General features: G+C 69.6%; 19 protein-coding genes. 9 read left to right on the top strand and 10 right to left on the bottom strand.

The features are described from left to right. Nucleotides 1-149: 149 nt before the first annotated feature. Both AC069I_RS37285 and AC069I_RS37280 read right to left on the bottom strand, forming a co-directional pair. Nucleotides 150-944 carry a DsbA family protein gene (locus AC069I_RS37285; RefSeq protein WP_478226775.1) on the bottom strand — a complete coding sequence of 265 codons (795 nt, stop codon included), beginning with the start codon at nucleotides 942-944 and terminating at the stop codon, nucleotides 150-152. Nucleotides 945-946: 2 nt separating this feature from the next. After that, the gene (locus AC069I_RS37280) at nucleotides 947-1,435 is read right to left on the bottom strand and encodes a MauE/DoxX family redox-associated membrane protein (protein ID WP_396559263.1); all 489 of its coding nucleotides are present in this window, start codon (nucleotides 1,433-1,435) and stop codon (nucleotides 947-949) included. Nucleotides 1,436-1,526: 91 nt separating this feature from the next. On the opposite strand from AC069I_RS37280, the gene AC069I_RS37275 reads away from it, so the two are divergent. Both AC069I_RS37275 and hrpB read left to right on the top strand, forming a co-directional pair. Next, nucleotides 1,527-2,354 carry a glutamate ABC transporter substrate-binding protein gene (locus AC069I_RS37275; RefSeq protein WP_478226774.1) on the top strand — a complete coding sequence of 276 codons (828 nt, stop codon included), beginning with the start codon at nucleotides 1,527-1,529 and terminating at the stop codon, nucleotides 2,352-2,354. Continuing rightward, nucleotides 2,351-4,744: an ATP-dependent helicase HrpB gene (gene hrpB, locus AC069I_RS37270; RefSeq protein WP_478267450.1), complete on the top strand. Its 2,394-nt coding sequence runs from the start codon at nucleotides 2,351-2,353 to the stop codon at nucleotides 4,742-4,744. Before AC069I_RS37275 ends, hrpB begins: the two co-directional genes overlap by 4 nt. Here hrpB and AC069I_RS37265 read toward each other — a convergent pair. Beyond that, the gene (locus AC069I_RS37265) at nucleotides 4,729-5,517 is read right to left on the bottom strand and encodes an ion transporter (RefSeq protein ID WP_478235011.1); all 789 of its coding nucleotides are present in this window, start codon (nucleotides 5,515-5,517) and stop codon (nucleotides 4,729-4,731) included. The two genes, hrpB and AC069I_RS37265, sit on opposite strands and share 16 nt — an antisense overlap. Before the next feature lie 135 nt (nucleotides 5,518-5,652). On the opposite strand from AC069I_RS37265, the gene AC069I_RS37260 reads away from it, so the two are divergent. Genes AC069I_RS37260 through AC069I_RS37250 form a run of 3 tightly spaced genes read left to right on the top strand, consistent with a single transcriptional unit; the run spans nucleotide 5,653 to nucleotide 8,344 of the window. Beyond that, the gene (locus AC069I_RS37260; protein ID WP_478267449.1) at nucleotides 5,653-6,570 is read left to right on the top strand and encodes an ABC transporter ATP-binding protein; all 918 of its coding nucleotides are present in this window, start codon (nucleotides 5,653-5,655) and stop codon (nucleotides 6,568-6,570) included. Next, complete coding sequence (locus tag AC069I_RS37255; protein ID WP_478267448.1) at nucleotides 6,567-7,601, top strand: alpha/beta hydrolase family protein; 1,035 nt, start codon at nucleotides 6,567-6,569, stop codon at nucleotides 7,599-7,601. The genes AC069I_RS37260 and AC069I_RS37255 overlap by 4 nt, the downstream gene beginning before the upstream one ends. Continuing rightward, nucleotides 7,598-8,344 carry an ABC transporter permease gene (locus AC069I_RS37250; protein WP_478267447.1) on the top strand — a complete coding sequence of 249 codons (747 nt, stop codon included), beginning with the start codon at nucleotides 7,598-7,600 and terminating at the stop codon, nucleotides 8,342-8,344. Before AC069I_RS37255 ends, AC069I_RS37250 begins: the two co-directional genes overlap by 4 nt. A 375-nt stretch (nucleotides 8,345-8,719) precedes the next feature. Here the strand turns inward: AC069I_RS37250 and AC069I_RS37245 are convergent, their stop codons facing one another. Then, nucleotides 8,720-9,265, bottom strand: a complete 546-nt coding sequence (locus tag AC069I_RS37245; RefSeq protein ID WP_478226768.1) for a TetR/AcrR family transcriptional regulator — start codon at nucleotides 9,263-9,265, stop codon at nucleotides 8,720-8,722. Nucleotides 9,266-9,308: 43 nt separating this feature from the next. Here AC069I_RS37245 and AC069I_RS37240 point away from each other — a divergent pair, with 43 nt between their 5' ends. Continuing rightward, the gene (locus tag AC069I_RS37240; RefSeq protein WP_478226767.1) at nucleotides 9,309-10,430 is read left to right on the top strand and encodes an FAD-dependent monooxygenase; all 1,122 of its coding nucleotides are present in this window, start codon (nucleotides 9,309-9,311) and stop codon (nucleotides 10,428-10,430) included. Here the strand turns inward: AC069I_RS37240 and AC069I_RS37235 are convergent. Both AC069I_RS37235 and AC069I_RS37230 read right to left on the bottom strand, forming a co-directional pair. After that, nucleotides 10,375-11,049 (bottom strand): response regulator transcription factor, encoded by a 675-nt coding sequence (locus AC069I_RS37235; RefSeq protein ID WP_478226766.1) that lies wholly within the window; start codon nucleotides 11,047-11,049, stop codon nucleotides 10,375-10,377. The two genes, AC069I_RS37240 and AC069I_RS37235, sit on opposite strands and share 56 nt — an antisense overlap. Further along, on the bottom strand, nucleotides 11,024-12,628 hold the full coding sequence (locus AC069I_RS37230) for a sensor histidine kinase (RefSeq protein WP_478226908.1): 1,605 nt from the start codon (nucleotides 12,626-12,628) through the stop codon (nucleotides 11,024-11,026). The genes AC069I_RS37235 and AC069I_RS37230 overlap by 26 nt, the downstream gene beginning before the upstream one ends. A 115-nt stretch (nucleotides 12,629-12,743) precedes the next feature. Here AC069I_RS37230 and AC069I_RS37225 point away from each other — a divergent pair, with 115 nt between their 5' ends. From AC069I_RS37225 to AC069I_RS37215, 3 genes are read left to right on the top strand one after another with little or no spacing between them, the layout of a single operon-like run. Then, nucleotides 12,744-12,953: a hypothetical protein gene (locus AC069I_RS37225; RefSeq protein ID WP_007034335.1), complete on the top strand. Its 210-nt coding sequence runs from the start codon at nucleotides 12,744-12,746 to the stop codon at nucleotides 12,951-12,953. Further along, nucleotides 12,950-13,699, top strand: coding sequence for a hypothetical protein (locus AC069I_RS37220; protein WP_478226765.1), 750 nt, complete (start codon nucleotides 12,950-12,952; stop codon nucleotides 13,697-13,699). The genes AC069I_RS37225 and AC069I_RS37220 overlap by 4 nt, the downstream gene beginning before the upstream one ends. A 6-nt stretch (nucleotides 13,700-13,705) precedes the next feature. Further along, nucleotides 13,706-14,473: a hypothetical protein gene (locus AC069I_RS37215; protein ID WP_478226764.1), complete on the top strand. Its 768-nt coding sequence runs from the start codon at nucleotides 13,706-13,708 to the stop codon at nucleotides 14,471-14,473. Here the strand turns inward: AC069I_RS37215 and hutI are convergent. The 4 genes from hutI to hutU are packed head-to-tail and all read right to left on the bottom strand — an operon-like array spanning nucleotide 14,436 to nucleotide 19,712. Further along, entirely contained in the window at nucleotides 14,436-15,578 is a 1,143-nt protein-coding gene (hutI, locus tag AC069I_RS37210) for an imidazolonepropionase (RefSeq protein ID WP_478267446.1), read from the bottom strand. The two genes, AC069I_RS37215 and hutI, sit on opposite strands and share 38 nt — an antisense overlap. Then, on the bottom strand, nucleotides 15,566-16,870 hold the full coding sequence (locus AC069I_RS37205) for a formimidoylglutamate deiminase (RefSeq protein ID WP_478267445.1): 1,305 nt from the start codon (nucleotides 16,868-16,870) through the stop codon (nucleotides 15,566-15,568). The genes hutI and AC069I_RS37205 overlap by 13 nt, the downstream gene beginning before the upstream one ends. Continuing rightward, complete coding sequence (locus AC069I_RS37200) at nucleotides 16,867-18,063, bottom strand: allantoate amidohydrolase (RefSeq protein WP_478226761.1); 1,197 nt, start codon at nucleotides 18,061-18,063, stop codon at nucleotides 16,867-16,869. Before AC069I_RS37200 ends, AC069I_RS37205 begins: the two co-directional genes overlap by 4 nt. Then, nucleotides 18,060-19,712: a urocanate hydratase gene (hutU, locus tag AC069I_RS37195; protein ID WP_478226760.1), complete on the bottom strand. Its 1,653-nt coding sequence runs from the start codon at nucleotides 19,710-19,712 to the stop codon at nucleotides 18,060-18,062. The genes AC069I_RS37200 and hutU overlap by 4 nt, the downstream gene beginning before the upstream one ends.

Here is a 19,712-nt window from a genome sequence, read left to right as displayed (position 1 = left end):
GGGACGTCAGATGTCCCGAAATCCACACGGTCACCTGCGGAAAGAGAGCAAGGGACCTTTGCTACCACCCGGCCGCCCCCACCGGCCCCGAACAGCGTGAAGGCCCCTTCCCTCGGCTCAGCCGGGGGAAGGGGCCTTCACGGGGAAAGCTAGCTGACGACCTTCTGCACCCAGTCCTGCTCCAGCTTCACGACCTGCCCGTTCGCCGTGACGGTCGGCGTGCCGAAACCGGGGCCGTTGCCGAAGTCCTGCTGCAGCGACGGATCCGTGGAGATCTTCTTGTACGCGTCCTGGATCTCCTGGTCGTAAGCGCCGCTGTTGACCTTGAGCATGAAGCTCGGGTCGGTGATGCCGACGTCCTGGCCGAGCTTGATCAGCTGCGCCTTGTCGAACCCGCGCCCGCCTTCCTCCGGCTGGTCCTTGAACAGCGCGTCGTGGAAGGCGACGAACTTGCCGGCGTCTGCCGCGGCGAGCGAGGCGTTGGCGGAGTCCAGCGAGTAGCCCGGCGGGTCGGAGCGCTGGTTGAGCATCGGCAGCATGTGGTACCGGACCTGCAGGGTCCCGTTGTTCACCTGCTCCTCGATCTGCCCCTTGAACGACTCTTCGAACTGCTTGCAGACCGGGCAGAGGAAGTCGGCGTAGATGTCGATGGTCTTCTTCGCCTCGGGCTTGCCGACGACCACGGCCGCCCCCTCGCGCTTCTCGACGACACCGGGCGCCGACGTGGTCGGCTGCGCCCCGATCACCTTGCCCGCGGTGCTGTCCTTGCTGGACGTCGTCCAGATCACGCCACCGATCACCAGCGCGGCGAGCACGACCACCGCGACGGTGATCGCGACGACCTTCTTCTTGTCGCCGCCCGCGACGCCCCTGGCCTGTGCCACCGAGCGCGACGCCGTCTGCTGCTGCTTGCGTTTCCGAGCGTTGCGCTCAGCTCCACCCACGATTATTCGTTCCCTTCAGCGATACCCACATAGTCGTCGTCCGCGGGGGCTTGAGAGTTCCCGAGCCAGCCGTCCACGGACAGCCACGTCCGCGGCCGCACGATCAGCCAGACACCCAGTAGCGCGAACCCGAGGTCCCTGGCGATCTCCTGCGGATACCTCGTCTGATCCGCGGCGATCTGACCGCCACCACCGAAGCAGCCACAGTCGATGCTCAGTCCGCGCGCCCAGGATTGGGCGATCGCGGCGATGAGCACCGCCAGCATCAGCACAGACAGCACCGACACCCACCGGGTCACGAACCCGGCGAGCAGGAACAGGCCGAGCGCCAGTTCGACGAGCGGCATCCCGATCGCGACCGGGCGGACGAGCCCGTCCGGCAGGACGTCGAAGGCCTGGACCGCGATGTAGGTCTGCCCCGGATCGCTGATCTTCAGCGCTCCGGAGACCAACCAGACGGCGGCCAGTCCGAGCCGGGCGAGTGTGCCCACGGCGTCGAGTACGACTTGGGGCGGTCTACGCACGGGCATAGGCTAACCGCCGACCCTGAGAACAACGTGAGGCGGCGGACGGAGGCACCCGATGAGGGGACCTGCCCTGCTGGTGGCCTGCTTGATGCTGGTCACAGCGGCGGCTTGCGGCGAAGAGGCCGGTCCGTCGGATTCTCTCGTCGCGCGCGCCGTCGCGTCCAACAAGCTCACCATCGGCATCCGCTTCGACCAGCCGGGACTCTCCCGACGGACGATGGACGGCCGGTACGTCGGTTTCGACGTCGACGTGGCGAAGTACGTCGCGAGCGAACTGGGTGTCGACGAGGATCACATCACCTGGCACGACAGCAGGCCGTCGTCCCGCGAGACGGACATCACCTCGGGGATCACGGATCTGATGGTGGCGACCTACTCCATCACCGAAAAACGGAAACAGGTGGTCGGCTTCGCCGGGCCCTATTTCGACGCCGGCCAGGATCTGCTCGTCCGCCTCCGGTCGACCGACATCACCGGCCCCGAGAACCTCAACGGCCGCAAGCTGTGCGCCGTGGGCGGCACCACCTCCGCCGAACAGGTGCGCGACAAGTTCGCGCAGGCCGTCCAGCTCGTCGAATACCCGCGCTACCAGGACTGCGTCACGGCACTCCTCGCCGGACAGGTGGACGCGGTGACCACCGACGACGTCATCCTCGCCGGTTACGTGGCGCAGAACCCGGAGCTGCTGCGAGTCGTCGGCAAGCCGTTCTCGAAGGAGAAGTACGGTGTCGGCCTGCGCAAGGAAGACACCGAGGGGCGGGCTGCGGTGGCCAAGGCGATCCAGAAGATGATCTCGTCCGGCGAATGGCTCGAATCGCTGAACCGCAACATCGGCCCGTCCGGCTACCGGATCCCGCCTCCGCCACAGGTCACCGAGAAGTGACCCTTCCCGATCTGCCGGTTCGCGCTGTCCTGCCCGAACTCGAAGCCGCACTCGACGCCCATGGCACCGCCGTACTCGTCGCGCCCCCGGGAACCGGCAAGACCACGTTGGTGCCGCTCGCGCTGGACAATGGCGAAGGCCGGGTGATCGTCGCCGAACCGAGACGGCTGGCGGCGCGGGCCGCGGCGGCGCGCATGGCTTCTCTGCTGGGCGAACGGGTCGGCGAGACGGTCGGCTATTCGGTTCGCGGTGACCGGAAGGTGTCTTCTTCGACGCGGATCGAAGTGGTGACGTCGGGTTTGCTGGTCCGGCGGGTGCAGGGCGATCCCGAACTGAGCGGGGTGTCGACCGTCCTGCTCGACGAATGCCACGAACGCCATCTCGACGCGGACCTGTTGCTCGCGCTACTCCTGGACGTGCGCGCAGGACTGCGGGACGATCTGCGCCTGCTCGCGACGTCCGCCACCGTGGCCTCCGGACGGCTGGCCGCGCTGCTCGGTGACGCGCCGGTGATCACCGCGCACGCGAGGACCTATCCGGTCGACGTCTCGTACTCCCCGCCCACGCGCGGCGAACGGATCGAGGCGACCGTCGCCCGTGTGATCCACAAAGCACTGTCCGAAGGGGACGGTGATGTGCTCGCCTTCCTCCCCGGCGCGGGAGAGATCGCCAGGGTGAGCGGCTTGCTCAGCGGCTTGGACGCCGACGTGCTGCCCCTGCACGGGCGGCTGTCGGCGGCGCACCAGGATGACGCGCTGCGCCCCCGCGCCCGCCGCCGGGTGGTGCTCTCGACGTCGGTCGCCGAGTCCAGTTTGACCGTGCCTGGGGTGCGCGCGGTGGTGGACTGCGGACTTTCGCGCGTGCCCCGCGTCGATCACCGGCGCGGCCTGCCAGGGCTGGCGACGGTCCGCGTGTCGGCCGCGGTCGCCGAGCAACGCGCCGGCCGTGCCGGACGCGAGGCGCCGGGTCGCGCGTACCGGTGCTGGGCGGCACATGAACAGGGCTCCCTGCCCGCGTATCCCGAACCGGAGATCAGGACCGCCGAGCTGGCGCGGTTCGCACTGGAACTCGCGTGCTGGTCCACTCCGGACGGTTCCGGCCTCGCCTGGTGGGATCCGCCCGGTGAGGGTGCGCTGGCCGCCGGGCGCGCGTTGCTGACCACGCTCGGGGCAACAGCGGAAGACGGCACGGTGACCGAACGCGGCCGGAGAATGGCCGGTCTGGGGCTGCATCCACGGCTGGCGAGGGCGTTGCTGGACGGCGCGGCGCGGACCAACGCGCGTTCGGCGGCCGAGGTCGTCGCGCTGCTGGACAGCGGCGGCACACTGACCGACCTCGAAGCCGAACTGCGGCGAGTACGCAGCGACGAGCGCTGGAAGCGTGACGTACGACGGCTTTCCCAGCTGGTTCCCGACGGCGGCAACGCCTCCGATCCGGCGCTGGTCGTGGCGCTGGCGCACCCCGAGCGGCTCGCGCGACGGCGTTCCGCGGGGGCGCCGGTGTATCTGATGGCCGGTGGAACGGCGGCCGAACTGCCGCGGGGTAGCGGACTGGCCGACGTCGAGTGGCTGGCGGTGGCCGAAGCGACCCGCGATCCCGGCCGCGCGCAAGGGATCATCCGGCTGGCCGCGCCCGCGGACGAAGATCTCGCCGTGCGCGCCGCGCCGAACCTGGTGTCCACAGTGGACGAAGTGCGGTGGTCTTCGGGTGACGTCGTGGCGCGGTCGGTGCGGCGACTCGGCGCGATCACGCTGTCGGAGAAACCGTTGCGCTCGCCCTCGCCGGACGCGATCCGCACCGCGCTGCTGGACGGGCTGCGCACCGAAGGGCTCGGCCTGCTGCGATGGCCGGAAGACGGGAAGAGACTGCGCGAGCGGCTGGCCTTTCTGCATCGCGTGCGGGGAGCGCCTTGGCCCGCGGTCTCCGACACGGAGCTTCTGTCCACTTTGGATAGCTGGCTCGATCTCGGCTCGGCCCGTCGCCGGTCCGATCTGGCCGCGCTGGACGCCGGCGCGGCCCTACGCGGACTGTTGCCCTGGCCGGAGGCGTCGCGTTTGGACGAACTGGCGCCGGACCGGCTGGAGGTACCGTCGGGTTCGCGGATCAGGGTCGATTACTCGGGCGAACAGCCCGTGCTCGCCGTCAAACTGCAGGAGACCTTCGGCTGGCTCGCGACGCCGGAACTGGCTGGCGTCCCCGTCGTGCTGCACCTGCTCTCCCCCGCCGGGCGGCCCGCGGCGGTCACCGCGGATCTGGAATCGTTCTGGCGCAACGGTTACGCGGCCGTGCGCGCCGATCTCCGCGGGCGCTACCCGAAGCATCCCTGGCCGGAGGACCCCCTGAACGCCGCCCCCACCCGGCGCACCTCACGAGGTCAGTCCATCAGTTGATGTTGAGGTCTGGTCGGCAACTGCGCCGCCAGCTCCTCGTCATCCTCACGCTCGTTCAGCCCCAGCTGTACGGCGCTGCGGATCTGCTCCCGGTTCTCCCGCACCACATGCGCGAAGAACTCGTCGATCCGCGGATCGGTCAGCACTTCGAGGATCACGCGCATCGCGGTGTCGATCACCGAACGCACCACCTCGTCGTGGAACGGCAGCTTCGAAAGCCGTCCGGCCTGCGGATCGTTCTTGAGCTTCTCCGCGATGATCCCCCGCAGCAACGACTGGTTCTCGCCGAGTGAGCGCGCGAGGTTCTGCGGATAGTTGCCGGTTTCCAGCACTTTGACGACCTCGTCGAGCACCGCGATCGTGATCGGTTTCTTGATCGCGAGCACGATCGGCCGGGAAAGCCGTTCGACCAGTCGCTGCGTGAACCGCTCCCCGAACGCGCGGTCGGCGGTGCGGGCGAGCCGGACCAGCACCACGACGATCCGCAGCAGCCGGAACCCGCGCAGCGCCGGATGCGCGATGGGGATCATGCCGAGGATCTCGTACCAGTTGCGCAGCGGGAACCGCTTCTCCCAGCCGGTGCGCCGCCAGCGCCAGAGGAATTCCAGCGCGAAGATCCCGCACACCGTCGTGTCGATGACGAAGACGCGGTGCGCCGTCTCCTCCGAATGCGGGAAGAACATCACGTAGGCGAGCAGCCCGACGGAGAACACGGCGAGTACGAGCATCACCAGGTCGAGCGGATTCACGCGCCGTTGTTCGCGGGTGGTCATGGCGCCGATTCTGCCTTTCCGCGGTGACTCGTGCCGAGCGGCACCTGACGAAAGTAAGGGATGGCCGATGACTTCGGGGCGATGTCCGCAGGTGTCCCCGCATCGGAGGATTCAGGGACACGAAGGAGGACGCGGATGATCACGCTTCGAGGACTCACGAAGCGCTATGGCGAGAAGACGGTGGTCGACGGGCTGACGTTCGCCGTCGAACCGGGCAAGGTGACCGGTTTCCTCGGTCCCAACGGCGCGGGCAAGTCGACGACCATGCGGATGACGCTCGGCCTCGACGCGCCCAGTGCGGGTGAGGTCCACATCGGCGGCAAGAGGTACGAGGACCTGCGATTCCCGCTGCGCGAGGTCGGCGCGCTACTGGAGGCCAAGGCGCTGCATCCCGGCCGGAGCGCGGGCAAGCACCTCCTGGCGATGGCGCGCAGCAACGGGATCCCGGCGAGCCGGGTGGACGAAGTGCTCGCCACGGTGGGCCTCACCGACGTCGCGGGCAAACGCGCCGGGACGTTTTCCCTCGGTATGGGGCAACGCCTCGGGATCGCCGGTGCCCTGCTGGGCGACCCTGGCGTGCTGATGTTCGACGAGCCGGTGAACGGCCTCGACCCTGACGGCGTCCGCTGGGTGCGGCAGCTGATGCGGTCGCTCGCGGAGGAGGGCCGCACGGTTTTCGTGTCTAGCCATCTGATGAGCGAGATGCAGCTGACCGCGGACCGGCTGGTCGTCATCGGCAAGGGGAAGTTGCTCGCCGACGCGCCGGTCGACGAGTTCATCGCGGGCAATTCGCGGACGTCGGTCGCGGTGCGGGTGCCCGCTCCCGCCGACCTGCGTGTCCTCGAACAGCGCCTTCGCGCACTCGGCGCGACCACGGAGTCCGATCAGGACGAACTGCTCGTGCACGACCTGCCCGTCCACCTCGTCGGCGACGCGGTGCACGAACTCGGGATCCGCGTGCACGGGCTGGCCGAACGGACCGCGTCACTGGAACAGGCGTACATGGAACTGACCGCGTCGTCGGTCGAATACGGAACGGGAGTCGCGGCATGAAGTCACTCATGGTCCTGGTGGCGGTGATCGCCGGCCTGCTGGGGGTGCCGGCGGCCGCGTCGGCGGCACCGGAACTGTCGCTGCCCGCGCCGGGCGGCCCGCTCCCGATCGGGCTGCGCACACTGCACCTCACCGATCAGGGGCGCGCCGACCCTTGGGTGCCGGAGAAGCGGCGCGAACTGATGGTCAACGTCTGGTACCCGGCCGTCCCGATCGGACGCGCGCCGCTGTACATGACCGAGGCCGAGTCCGCGGCGACGGTCGCCGGGCGGAAACTCGACCTGCCGCCGGACGCTCTGAGCAAGGTGCGGGTCCACTCGCGGGAGAACGCGCCTTCCCTGCCAGGACGGCGTCCGCTGGTGGTGCTTTCGCCGGGCGCGGGCAACAACCGGATCACCCTGACCTCGGTGGCCGAACACCTTGCCGCGCAAGGCTTCGTGGTCGCCGGGATCGACCACGCCTACGAAGCCTGGGCGACGGAGTTCCCCGACGGGCTGCGCCAGTGTGTCGCTTGTGGACGACCGGACGACCCCTGGCCCGCCGCGATCGCGAACCGCGCTGTGGACACGACCTTCGTCGTCGACACCCTGCTGAAGGACCGTCGGTGGTCGATCGACGCGACGAAGATCGGGATGGCCGGGCACTCCGCCGGGGGTTCGGCGACCGCCGCCGCGATGGTCGCCGACCGGCGGATCAAGGCGGGTGTGAACGTCGACGGCCCGTTCTTCGGCACCGTCTCCCTCGACCGGCCGTTCCTGCTGCTGAGCAGCCCGACCGGCGAGAAGTACTACCGGGCGTCCTGGGACGAGACCTGGCCGCGGCTCACCGGGCCGAAGAAGCAGGACCTGGTCGAGAACAGCGGCCATTCGTCGGTGACCGACGCCGCGATCCTGATCGACCAGCTGGGGTTGCGACCGCAGCTCCCGCCGACCGAGATCGAAAACCAGTACGGCTCGATCGACTCACGGAAGGCGCTGGAGTTCTTCCGTAACGAGCTGACCGGTTTCTTCAAGCAGTGGAGCGCACGATGAACACGATCTCTTCCGAATGGACCAAGTTCTGGTCGGTCCGGTCGACCTGGTGGTGCCTGATCAGCGGGCTCGGCCTGATGCTCGCCTACTCGGCCGCGGTGGGGCTGGCCGCGAACGCCGGCGTCGAACGCTCGATGGCCCCGCACGCCGTGGTGGCCGGGGCGGCGTTCTATCTCACGCAGTTCGCCGTGGTCGCGCTGGCGACGCTGGTCATCACGAGCGAGTACGCCAGTGGCAGCATCCGCTCGACCTTGCAGTGGGTCCCGGTGCGGAACCGGGTCCTCGCGGCGAAATCGGCCGTCCTGCTGCCGGTGCTGTTCGGCTACGGCGTGCTGAACACCCTCGCCGGTGTGGCGGTCTCGGCACCGCTGATCCCCGCGCCCGACTCCTCGGTGAGCGAGGTCCTCGCGACCGCGGCGGGCATGGGCGGCTACTTCGCGCTGCTGGGCCTGCTCTGCCTCGGTCTCGGGACGGCGCTGCGCTCGACGGCGGGGACGATCGTGACGGTGTTCGTGCTGCTGGTGATGATCCCGATGTTCGCCGGTTCGCTGGGCTGGGAAGACCTCGTGAACTACTTCCCGGGCTTCGCGGGTGTCAACGCGATGGTCACGTCAGGGCAGCCGAACCCGATCTTCGGCGGCGTCGCGCCCTACGCGCCCTGGGTCGGCGTCGCGCTCTGTGCGGCTTGGGCCGCTGCTGGTCTGGTCACCGGTTCCACGGTGCTCAGGCGGCGGGACGCCTGACGGGGAGCAAGGGACCTTTGCTACCGCTTGGGCGCCCGGTCACGTCGCGAAAGCCACAGGACATCTGATGTCCCACTGTGGCTTTCGGGACATCCCGTTCCGGAGCCCGCGGGTCGACGCGCTTGTCTCGACATTGAGAGAAGCGGGAGCAAAGGTCCCTTGCTTCCCTGCACAGCGGAACGCCCGAGGTGACCGTGTGGGTTTTGGGACGTCAGATGTCCCAAAACCCACACAGTCAGCATCGCTACGCCGAGTACAGGGTGTGTGGAAATAGAGACACTCAACGTCCCTATTTCCACACACCCTGGGCGGCAGCAAAGGTCCCCTGCTCTCTTTCCGCAGGTCAGAGCCTCAAGTGGTAGCAAAGGTCCCCTGCTACCCCGCCACCCCGAGCCCCGTCAACACCTCCCGCGCCCCTCGCGTCAACTCCTCCAGCCCGGGCGGCCGCAACGAGCCGGTCCCGGCCAGCGCGTCGAAGACCGTCCCTTCCAGCCACGCCACGAGCACCCGCGCGTGCCGCTCCGGCTCCGCCGATCCGCACGCGGCGAGCACCTCCGCGCACCGCCGCCGGATGACGAGCCCGCCCCGGTCGTAGGCCTCACGCAGTTCCGGTCGCCGCGTCGCCTCCAGCGCGAACTCGTACCGCGCGAGCATCCGCGTCCGCCCGTTCGTGATCGCCGCGTGGGCGAACCCCGCCACGTACTCGGCCAGCCGTCCGGGTGGCGGGTCGAGGGTGACCTCGTCGAGTTCGATCATCCGCGAGATCGCCAGCTCCAGCAGCGCCGCCCGCGTCCGCGCGTAGTACGAGGTCGAACCCGGCGGCAGCCCGGCGAACCGGTCGACGGCGCGATGCGTCAGCCCCCGCATCCCCTCGGCCGCGATGACCTCGATGGCCGCGTCCCCGATCGTCGCCTTTCGCACTCTACAAGTGTAGTAGTACTCTACAGTTGTAGAGGAGGTCGACATGCGCAAAGCGATCGTGATCGGCGGAGGAATCGGCGGGCTGAGCGCCGCCATCGGACTGCACGGCATCGGCTGGGAGGTCACTGTCCTCGAACAGGCGCCGGAGCTCACCGCCGTCGGCGCGGGCATCTCCCTGTGGCCGAACGCCCTGCGGTCACTCGAAACGCTGGGCGTCCGCCTCGCCGGACAACAGGAACAATCCTCCGGCGGTCTCCACGACCGCGACGGCCGCCGCATCACCCGATGGGACGCCGAGGCGTTCCGCCGTCACCACGGGCGCCCGCTCGCCGCCATCCACCGCGCGGATCTCATCGGCGCGCTCCGCGACGCCCTCCCCGACGGCTGCGTCCGCACCGGCGTCGAGGTCACGAACCTCGACGATCTCGACGCCGACGTCATCATCGCCGCGGACGGAATCCACAGCACGGCCCGCGAACAACTCTGGCCACGGCATCCCGAACCGGTCTACAGCGGCAGCACGGCCTACCGCGCGGTGACCACCCTCCCTCACCCGACGGAACTCAGCACGAGCTGGGACGACGGAGCCGAGATCGGGGTCATCCCGCTGCACGACGGCCGCGTCTACTGGTGGGCGAGCTACGTCGCCGAAGCGGGCGTCCGTCACGAGGACCCGAAGTCGTATCTGCGAAACCGCTTCGGCGGCTGGCACGAACCGATTCCCGAGCTCATCGAGGCGACTGCGCCCGAGACGCTGCTCCACCACGATCTCTACCTGCTCGGCACTCCCCTGCCCACCTACGTCAAAGGCCGCGTCGCGCTCCTCGGCGACGCGGCCCACGCGATGCCGCCGTTCCTCGGCCAAGGCGGCTGCCAGGCGATCGAAGACGCCGTCGTTCTCGCCGCGGCGCTCAGTAGCAACGAAGACGTCGACGCGGCACTGAAGAGTTACGACGAACAGCGCCGCCCGCGCAGCCAATCGGTGGTCAAAGCCTCGGTCCAGGCCGGAAGAATCGGCCCGCAGCTGCGCAATCCGCTCGCCGTGGCCGTCCGCAACGGCGTGTTCCGGCTACTCCCCGGCGCGCTCACCGCCCGCATCGGCGCCGGCGTCAGCGGCTGGACCCCTCCGGTCCCCCGCCGACCAGCCCCGCCTCGTACGCGGTGATCGCCGCCTGCACCCGGTTCCGCGCGCCGAGCCGGTTGAGGATGGTGCTGACGTAGGCCTTCACCGTGCCCTCGACCACGAACAGCTTCGCGGCGATGTCCGCATTGGACAGTCCGGAACCGAGCAGCGCCAGCACTTCCTGCTCACGCGGCGTCAGTTTGCCGATCAGCGCCTTCGCCTCTTCGGCGCGGGAGACCTGGTTGCCGGAGAAGCGCGCGATGACCCGCTGCGCGACCTTCGGCGAAAGGAACGCCGCGCCACCCGCGACCGCGTGGATCCCGCCGAGCAGTTCACGAGGATCGCCGGATTTCAGCAGGAAGCCGCTCGCGCCGAGACCGAGCGCGCGTTCGATGTAGGCGTCCTCGCCGAACGTGGTCAGCATGATCACGCCCACCTCGGGCAGCAACCGGCGGATCTCTTCGGCCGCCTTGAGCCCGTCCATGACCGGCATCCGGATGTCGAGGAGCACGACGTCCGGCCTGGTCGCGCGGGCCTGCTCGACGGCGGCGCGCCCGTCCTCGGCTTCCGCGACCACCTCGATCCCGGCGTCCGCGGCCAGGATCGCCGACACCCCGGCGCGGATCATCGCCTCGTCATCGGCCAGCACGACCCGGATCATCCGGGTTCCCCCTTTGCTCGTCTTCGCTGATCACGTCCTTCGCCACGAGTTTCCCGTCGGCGAAGCACAGCCGGTAGGCCTCGTAGTTCAAGTTGAACACGGTGCGCTCGGTGCCGTAATACTCGCAGGTCGCCCCCGCCGGTACCGGGGGTTCCACCACGCGCGGCCGGGCGATCCGCTGGCTGCCGGGCAGGACGGACGCGATCTCCGCCCGCGTCTGGCCGATCCGGATCCGGTCGTACTCGCCACCGGCGAGGACCGAGCCGTACCACTGGACGAGGAACACCACCCCGCTGATCCCGACCACCAAGCCGAACAGCCCGATCGGCACGACGATCGCCTGGATCAGGCTGCGCCGGACGTCACGGCGGGCGCGTTCCAGTTCCCTGGCCGACATCGACTGCCCGACCTCGGCGTCCATCGCCGCCTGGCTCTCGGGCGATTCCTCCGACGGTGCGGCGTCGTGCGGCAGGGTCGCGCTGACCTCGAATCCGCCGTCGCGCGGTCCCGCGCGCAGGGTCCCGCCGACCAGCCGGACCCGCTCGCGCAGGCCGATCAGCCCGCGCCTGCCCGACGCCCGGCCCGGCAACGGCCCCGCGGGCGGCGCGGCGTTGGTGACCACGACATCCGTCCGGCCCTCGGACCGCGTGACCCGGACCGTGACCGCGGCACCCGGCGCGTGTTTCACCACGTTCGTGACCGATTCCTGGACCACGCGATACGCGGCGCGGTCGACCATCTGCGGTTCCCCGTCGAGCCGGGCGTCCACAGAGGACTCGATCAGGACACCCGACGCCCTTGTCCGGTCGAGCAGTTCGTCGATGCTCTCGTGCACCGGCTCGGTCGGCGCGTCGTCCTCGCGCAAGACCCCGATGATCTCTCGCAGCCGTTCGGTCGCCGTCGCGGCGCTCAGCCGCAGTTCGCCCGCGGCCTGCCGCTGCTGCTCGTCGAGGCCGCCCGCGACCTCCAGCGCCGCCGCGCGCACCGCGATGAGGCTCAGCTCGTGGCCCAGCGAATCGTGCATGTCGCTGGCGATCCTCGTCCGTTCGCGAAGCCGCGCGCGGTCCGCGATGAGCCGCTGACGGCTCTCCATCTCCTCGGCGCGGCGCCAGCCGTCACGCGCCATGTCCTCGCGCTGCCGGACGTACCTGCCCAGCAGCCAGGGCGTCACCCCCGCGAAGACCAGGACGCCGAGCAGCGCACCCCAGGACGCGAACCCGTCCTTGCTCCACAGCAGCGCGACGGGCACCGCCAGCACCGAAACGACGGCGAAAAGGCGCAGCATCGGCTTCGCGACCGGCTGCCGATAACCGGCGAGGTAACTCACCGCGACGAGGACGAAGCCTTCCCAGATCGGCACCCGGCCACCGAAGCTGCCCAGCACGATGAAGCTCGCGATCATGGCGATGGCGAGGGAGACTAGCGGGTACCGGCGCGACACCGCGATCGCGGCCGTGGTCGCGGAGAGCCCGAAGAGCAGCTCCCAGTGCTTCGTGCTGGATCCGGCGTCGATGACCACCCAGCCGCAGAGCCCGAGCCACAGCGCGACGTCCATGATCAGCCGACGCCCCCGCCGCACGGGCTCCTCCGCTTCCTTCACAGATCAGGACGCTACAAGCCGTGACGAGCGGTCCGCCATGGACGAAAGTAAAGGTCCCCTGCTTCCCGCGTCCGATGAGGCATGATGATCGACCATGGCCGAGCGCACACTCACCGGTCAGCTAGGCGGTCCTGTCCCGGCAGGCATCGAAGCGCTGGCCGACAACGAGAAGCAGGACCTCTCCGACGCGCTGCGCGACGCGCGCCACCGCCAGGCCAAGGCATTGGCCGAAGCGGGCGAAGAGGGTCTGAAGTACGTACCCGCGCTGCTGCGCGGCACAGTTCGCAAGGTGGTGGGCCTGTGACCACCGAAAACTTCGCCGCGCAGGCGGAGATCCTCAAACTCGCCCGCGTCCTGGGCACCACCCCGGAGCGGCTCTCGTACCTGGAGAAAGTGGACCCCGCCGAACTCCAGGCGTTCCGCGAACAGGTGACGGACACGCTGTTCGACGCCAACCTCGCCGCCCTCGAGCGGATGGCGATGGCGAGCAAACTCGTTCCGAGCCCGATCCTCGCGAAGATCGCCGAGAAGGTCTTCGGCCCGCTTCTGTGCGCGCGGATCGCCGGGCTGGTGGACGTCTCCCGGGGCGTCGACGTCGCGAAGCGGCTGAAGCCGCCCTTCCTGGCCGACGTCGCGGCCGAGCTGGACCCGCGCCGTGCGAGCGCGATCATCGCCAGGATCCCGCTCGACACCGTCGTCGCGGTCGCCGTCGAACTGGTGAGCCGCGAGGACTGGATCACCGTCGGCCGGTTCGTCGGCCACCTTCCCGATCCGACGGTGCGCCGGGCGCTGGCCGTCATCGGCGACGACGCGCTGATCCGGATCGCGTTCGTCCTCGACGACAAGAGCCGGATCGATCACGTCCTCGGGCTGCTCCCCGAAGCCCGGTTCCGCGGCCTCCTCCAGGTCGCGGCCGCCGACGAGGACCTGTGGGCTCCGGTGCTCGACCTGCTCACCCATCTGAGCGAGAAGCGGGTGGAGCAATGGTCTCATCTGCTCGGCGAACTCCCGCCGAAGCTGCGCGTCCGCGTCGAAGAGACCATCCGGTAGCGCGAAGTGAACAACGTTTCGGTGATCTCCGCGGTGGTCTCGGTGACCGGCGCGGTGCTGACCGCCGTGCTCGGCGGGATGTTCGAGGCACGCAGGCGGCGGACCGACCGCGAGCAACATCGCCGGGACCTGGTCAGCCGGTACCGGGATCCGCTGCTGCAGTCGGCGGCGTCACTGGCTTCGCGGTTGCGGAACGGAATCGACCTGCTGTCGGGCAGAGAGGTCCACCAAGCAGCGCCGGGGACCGATCGCCAGGACGAGTACAACCGCTACGAGAGCCTCTACCGGCTTTCCGCCTACCTCGGCTGGGTGCAGATCCTGCAGCAGGAGGCCCATTTCCTGGACATGGGCAGCCGGAGCAGGAACCGGCGGCTGATGCGTCATCTCGGCGCGGTCAAGGCGGCACTGTCCGGGCACACCGAGCCGAGCGACGCCCGCGTGTTCCTGCTCCTGGGCGGTGAGCAACAGGCCATCGGCGAACTGATGATCGACCCGGACAGCCCGGAACGCCCCCGGTGTCTCGGCTACGTCCAGTTCCGGCGCAAGTACCGGGACGACGCCGAATTCGCCGAATGGTTCACCCCGTTGCTCGAAGAAACCACCAAAATCCTGAAGTACCCCGAGGAAGGCGCCGCGCGGCTCACCACCGTCCACAATGCCCTGATCGACCTGATCACCTACCTCGATCCCAAGAAGGTCTGGATTCTGGGGCCGAACCGCAAGTTCGAACATGCGCTCACAACCGGATCCCCCGACGCCACACCGACGACGTGAGCGGAACTCCCGGCCGGTAGGCGAGGTGCGTCGTCGAAGGCGCCTCCAGCACGTGAAGATCGGCACGCGCCCCCGGCCGCACGAAACCCACGTCGTCACGCCGCAACGCGCGAGCGCCACCCGCCGTCGCCGACCACACCGCCTCGTCGATCGTCATCCGCATCTGCAGCACCGCGGTCGTGACGCAGAACGCCATCGACGTCGTGTACGAGCTGCCCGGGTTCGCGTTGCTGGCCAGCGCGACCGTCGCCCCCGCGTCCAGGAGCCGCCGCGCCGGCGCCAGCGGCTGCCGGGTCGACAGGTCGCACGCCGGCAGCAAGGTCGCCACGGTGTCCGAAGCAGCGAGAGCCTCGACGTCCGCTTCGCTCAGGTACGTGCAGTGGTCGACGCTCGCTGCCCCTAGCTCGACGGCGAGCCGCACACCCGGGCCCTCCCCCAGCTGGTTCCCGTGCAGCCGGAGCCCGAGCCCGCGTTCCCGCGCCGCCTTCAGCACCCGCCCGGACTGCGCCTCGTCGAACGCGCCGGTCTCGCAGAACACGTCCGCCCACCGCACGAGCGGCGCGACGGCGTCGAGCATGTCGCCGCATACCAAGTCCACATAGGACTCCGCGTCCGCGCCCGGCGGCACCAGATGCGCGCCGAGGAACGTGACCTCGTCGGCCACCTCGGCGGCGATCCGCGCCGAACGCGCCTCGTCTTCGACGTTGAGCCCGTATCCGGTCTTCGTTTCCAGACAGGTCGTGCCCTGCCTCGCCGCTTCGTCGACGTGTCGCCGCAGATTCGCCGCCAGCTGCTCGTCGGACGCAGACCGCGTCGCGTCGACGGTGACCGCGATCCCTCCGGCGCTGTACGCCTTCCCGGCCATCCGCGCCTCGAACTCGGCGGTCCGGTCCCCGGCGAAGACCAGGTGCGTGTGACTGTCCACCCAGCCGGGCAGCACCGCGCGACCTTCGACGTCGACCCGCTCGTCCGCGTCGGGCGCGTCCGCGGCCGCGCCGACCCAGGCGATCGTTTCGCCGTCGACGACGACGGCCGCGTCGCGGAGCTTGCCCAGTTCGGCGTCGTTCGTGGTGAGTTCGCCGATTCCCGTGATCAGGACTGCCACAATGCCTCGATCTCCTTGGCCAAGACCGTTTCCGGCCGGTCGATCAGCTGATGCGCGCCGTCGCGGACGATCTCGCGCCCCGCGACGACGACGTCCCGGACGTCCGCGCCGGCGGCGGCGAAGACCACCCCGGACGGCTCGATCCCCGCGGTCCGCACCGAACCGAGGCCGACCGTCACCAGGTCCGCGCCCGCGCCCGGAGCCAGCTCGCCGACCTCGTCCCAGCCGACCGCGCCGTGATCCGTCGCCGCCGCGAGTAGTTCCTCCGCGGTGAACCGGCCGCGTTTCTCGCTGGCGAGCCGCTCGTTCAGTTCCAGCGCCCTGGTCTCCTCGAACGCGTCGACGACCGCGTTGCTGTCGCTGCCGAGGGACAGCCGCACCCCCGCGTCCAGCAGCGTCCGCGCGGGGCCGATGCCGTCACCGAGATCCCGTTCGGTCGTCGGGCAGAAGCAGGCACGGCTACCGGCCTCGCCGAGCCACTGGATATCGCCCGGCGTCAGGTGCGTCGCGTGCACCGCCGTGAGCCGCTCGCTGAGCACGCCGTTGTCCCAGAGCAGCCCCGTCGGAGTCCAGTGATAGGCCGCCATGCACTGCTCGTTCTCGGCTCGCTGCTCCGAAAGATGGATGTGCAGCGGGCGATCCGCCGGTGTTCCATTGTCCACTTCGGACAGTTGATCTTCGGGAACGGCTCGCACGGAATGGATCGCGCCTCCAACCCGGAACGTCTCATCCTCCCGCAATTCGCCGGCTCGTTGCGCCCACTTCGAGGCCGTCCCGTCGGAGAACCGCTGCTGCACCTCGTCGGATTCCACCCCGATACCGCCCGCGAGGTAGCACGTGTCGAGCAACGTCAGCCGGATTCCGGCGTCCCTGGCGGCCTGCCGCAGCGCCTCACCCATCGCGTTCGGCTCTAAGTAAGGCTTTCCGCCCGGCGCGTGGTGCAGGTAGTGGAACTCGCCGACGCTTGTGTACCCGGCCAGCACCATCTCCGCGTAAACGCCGCGCGCCAGGCGGTAGTACGAATCCGGATCGAGCCGTGACGCGAGCGAGTACATCCGCTCGCGCCACGTCCAGAAGGTTCCGCGATCGTGGTGCGTCCGGCCGCGCAGCGCACGGTGGAACGCGTGCGAATGCCCGTTGGCGAACCCCGGCAAAGCGAGTCCATTGAGGACAGTTCCTTCGCGAGGCGCTTTCGCCGTCACCGAAGTGATCTCGCCGCCGTCGATCTCGATCCGGACGGCATCGGCGATCCCGTCCGGCAGCCAGGCACGTTCACACCAATATGTCGTCATGTCGACAGTTTCTCCAGGACGTCCGCGAGCGCGCGAGCCCCGTGGTCGACGTCCTCCGCCTCGGAGAACTCCTCCGGCGAATGGCTGATGCCGGTGGGGTTGCGCACGTAGAGCATCCCGGACGGGACGAACCCGGCGAGGATCGCGGCGTCATGCCCGGCGCCGGTCGGCAGTTCCGGCGGCCCGCCCAGCCAGGTGCCCAGGTCACGGCGCAACGCGTCGTCGAAGATCACGTCGTCCGAGTACGACTCCCTGCTGACCTCGACGCGGCAGCCTTCCTGCTCTGCCGCGTCTTCGGCCAGCTTCGCGATCTCGGCGACCAGCTCGGGCGTATCCGCACCCGGCACCCGCGCGTCCAGCCACAAGTCCACAGTGGACGCGATGACGTTGGTCCCGCCGGGAGTGGGCACGAGCCTGCCGACGGTCGCCCTCGCGTCGGCGGTGGTCTTCGCCAGTTTCCGCACGGCGAGCACGGTCTCGGCCGCCGGGATCATCGGGTCGCGACGATCGCCGATCAATGTCGCGCCGGCGTGATTTCCCTGCCCCTGGAAGGAGAAGCGCCACCGCCCGTGCGCGATCACCGTGTTGCCGACGGCGACCGGCGAGCCGAGGTCGATCAGCCCGCGCCCCTGCTCCACGTGCAGTTCCAGGAACCGCCCGATCAGCCCGAGCCGCTCGGGGTCCCGGCCGACCCGCTCGGGATCGAGGCCGGATTTCGCCACCGCTTCGGCGAACGTGACACCGTCCGGGTCGCGCAGGCTCCGCGCCTTGTCCGCGTCGATGGTCCCGGTCAGCAGACGCGAGCCGAGGCACGGCACGCCGAAACGACCGCCTTCCTCCTCGGCGAAGACCACGACGGCGAACGGCTTCGCCGGACGAAATCCTTGGGCCTGCAAGATCTCCACCGCGTCGAGCGCACTCGCGACACCGAGCGGGCCGTCGAAGGCGCCGCCGCCGGGCACCGAGTCGAGATGGCTCCCGGTGACGACCGCGTCCGGGCCGGGTGTGCCCCACCAGGCCCAGATGTTGCCGTTGCGGTCGGTCTCGACACCCAGGCCCAGCCGCCCGGCGCGCTCGACGAACCACGCGCGCAGCTCGGTTTCGGCCGCGTCGAAGGCGTGGCGGGAGTAGCCGCCCCGCTTCGGGTCGCGGCCGACGTCCGAAATCTCCTCCAGCAGCGAGGACGCGGTCACTCGGCGTCCCGCATCGGCACGCGCACGCCGCGCTCGTCGGCGACTTCGGCGGCGCGGTCGTACCCGGCGTCGACGTGCCGGATGACGCCCATGCTCGGGTCGTTGGTGAGCACACGTTCGAGTTTCCGCGCGGCCAGCTGGGTTCCGTCGGCCACGCTGACCTGGCCCGCGTGGATGGACCGGCCCATACCGACGCCGCCGCCGTGGTGGATCGACACCCAGCTGGCGCCCGACGAGGTGTTGACCAGTGCGTTCAGCAGCGGCCAGTCGGCGATCGCGTCGGAACCGTCGGCCATGCCCTCGGTCTCGCGGTACGGCGAGGCGACGCTGCCCGAGTCGAGGTGATCGCGGCCGATGACGACCGGCGCCTTCAGCTCACCGCTGGCGACCATCTCGTTGAACCGCAGGCCCGCGAGGTGCCGCTCGCCGTAGCCGAGCCAGCAGATCCGCGACGGAAGGCCCTGGAACGCGACGCGTTCACCGGCCAGCCGGATCCAGCGCGCGAGGGATTCGTTCTCCGGGAACAGTTCCAGCATCGCGCGGTCGGTCGCCGCGATGTCCTCGGGGTCACCGGACAGCGCCGCCCAGCGGAACGGGCCGTTGCCCTCGCAGAAGAGCGGGCGGATGTAGGCGGGCACGAACCCCGGGAAGTCGAAGGCCCGTTCGCAGCCGCCGAGTTTCGCCTCGCCGCGCAGGGAGTTGCCGTAGTCGAAGACCTCGGCGCCCTTGTCGAGGAAGCCGAGCATCGCCTCGACGTGCTCTGCCATCGATTCACGGGCGCGCTCGGTGAACTCGTCGGGCTTCTTGTCCGCGTAGTCCTGCCACTCGTCGACGCCGACGCCCTTGGGCAGATAGGAAAGCGGGTCGTGCGCGGAGGTCTGGTCGGTGACGATGTCGACCTCTACGCCGCGGCGAAGCAGTTCGGGCAGCACCTCGGCGGCGTTGCCGACCACGCCGACGGACAGCGCGCGCTTCTCCTTCTTCGCGGCCTCCACCCGGCGGATCGCGTCGTCGAGGTCGTCGGCGACCTCGTCGAGGTAGCGGGTCTCGACACGGCGGTGGGCGCGCTGCGGGTCGCATTCGATGACGAGCGCGACACCGTCGTTCATCGTGACGGCCAGCGGCTGCGCGCCACCCATGCCGCCGAGACCGGCGGTGACGGTGAGCGTGCCCTTGAGGCTGCCGCCGAAGCGCTTCTTCGCGACGGCGGCGAAAGTCTCGTACGTGCCCTGCAGGATTCCCTGCGTGCCGATGTAGATCCAGGAGCCCGCGGTCATCTGGCCGTACATGGTCAGGCCCTGCGCCTCCAGGCGGCGGAACTCGGGCCACGTCGCCCAGTCGCCGACGAGGTTGGAGTTCGCGATGAGCACGCGCGGCGCCCATTCGTGCGTGCGGAACACGCCGACCGGCTTGCCGGACTGGACGAGCAGCGTCTCGTCCTGCTCCAAACCGGTCAGTTCGCGGGTGATCGCGTCGAAACTGGCCCAGTTGCGGGCGGCCTTGCCGGTGCCGCCGTAGACGACCAGGTCCTCCGGGCGCTCGGCGACCTCGGGGTCGAGGTTGTTGTGGAACATCCGCAGCGCGGCTTCGGTCTGCCAGTTCTTGGCGGTGAGCGTGGTGCCTCGGGCGGCACGGACCGTGCGAGTCAT

The organism is Amycolatopsis sp. NPDC043885 (assembly GCF_056435685.1).
The sequence above is the reverse complement of the archived record's forward strand: the minus strand, read 5'-3'. Positions and strand labels throughout refer to the sequence as shown.

Coding starts and splice junctions, on each gene's coding strand:
- AC069I_RS37265 (WP_478235011.1), bottom strand. CDS start 5,517: ATGACCACCCGCGAACAACGGCGCGTGAATCCGCTCGACCTGGTGATG.
- hutU (WP_478226760.1), bottom strand. CDS start 19,712: ATGACTCGCACGGTCCGTGCCGCCCGAGGCACCACGCTCACCGCCAAG.
- AC069I_RS37225 (WP_007034335.1), top strand. CDS start 12,744: ATGGCCGAGCGCACACTCACCGGTCAGCTAGGCGGTCCTGTCCCGGCA.
- AC069I_RS37260 (WP_478267449.1), top strand. CDS start 5,653: ATGATCACGCTTCGAGGACTCACGAAGCGCTATGGCGAGAAGACGGTG.
- AC069I_RS37205 (WP_478267445.1), bottom strand. CDS start 16,870: ATGACGACATATTGGTGTGAACGTGCCTGGCTGCCGGACGGGATCGCC.
- AC069I_RS37250 (WP_478267447.1), top strand. CDS start 7,598: ATGAACACGATCTCTTCCGAATGGACCAAGTTCTGGTCGGTCCGGTCG.
- AC069I_RS37235 (WP_478226766.1), bottom strand. CDS start 11,049: ATGATCCGGGTCGTGCTGGCCGATGACGAGGCGATGATCCGCGCCGGG.
- AC069I_RS37240 (WP_478226767.1), top strand. CDS start 9,309: ATGCGCAAAGCGATCGTGATCGGCGGAGGAATCGGCGGGCTGAGCGCC.
- AC069I_RS37275 (WP_478226774.1), top strand. CDS start 1,527: ATGAGGGGACCTGCCCTGCTGGTGGCCTGCTTGATGCTGGTCACAGCG.
- AC069I_RS37255 (WP_478267448.1), top strand. CDS start 6,567: ATGAAGTCACTCATGGTCCTGGTGGCGGTGATCGCCGGCCTGCTGGGG.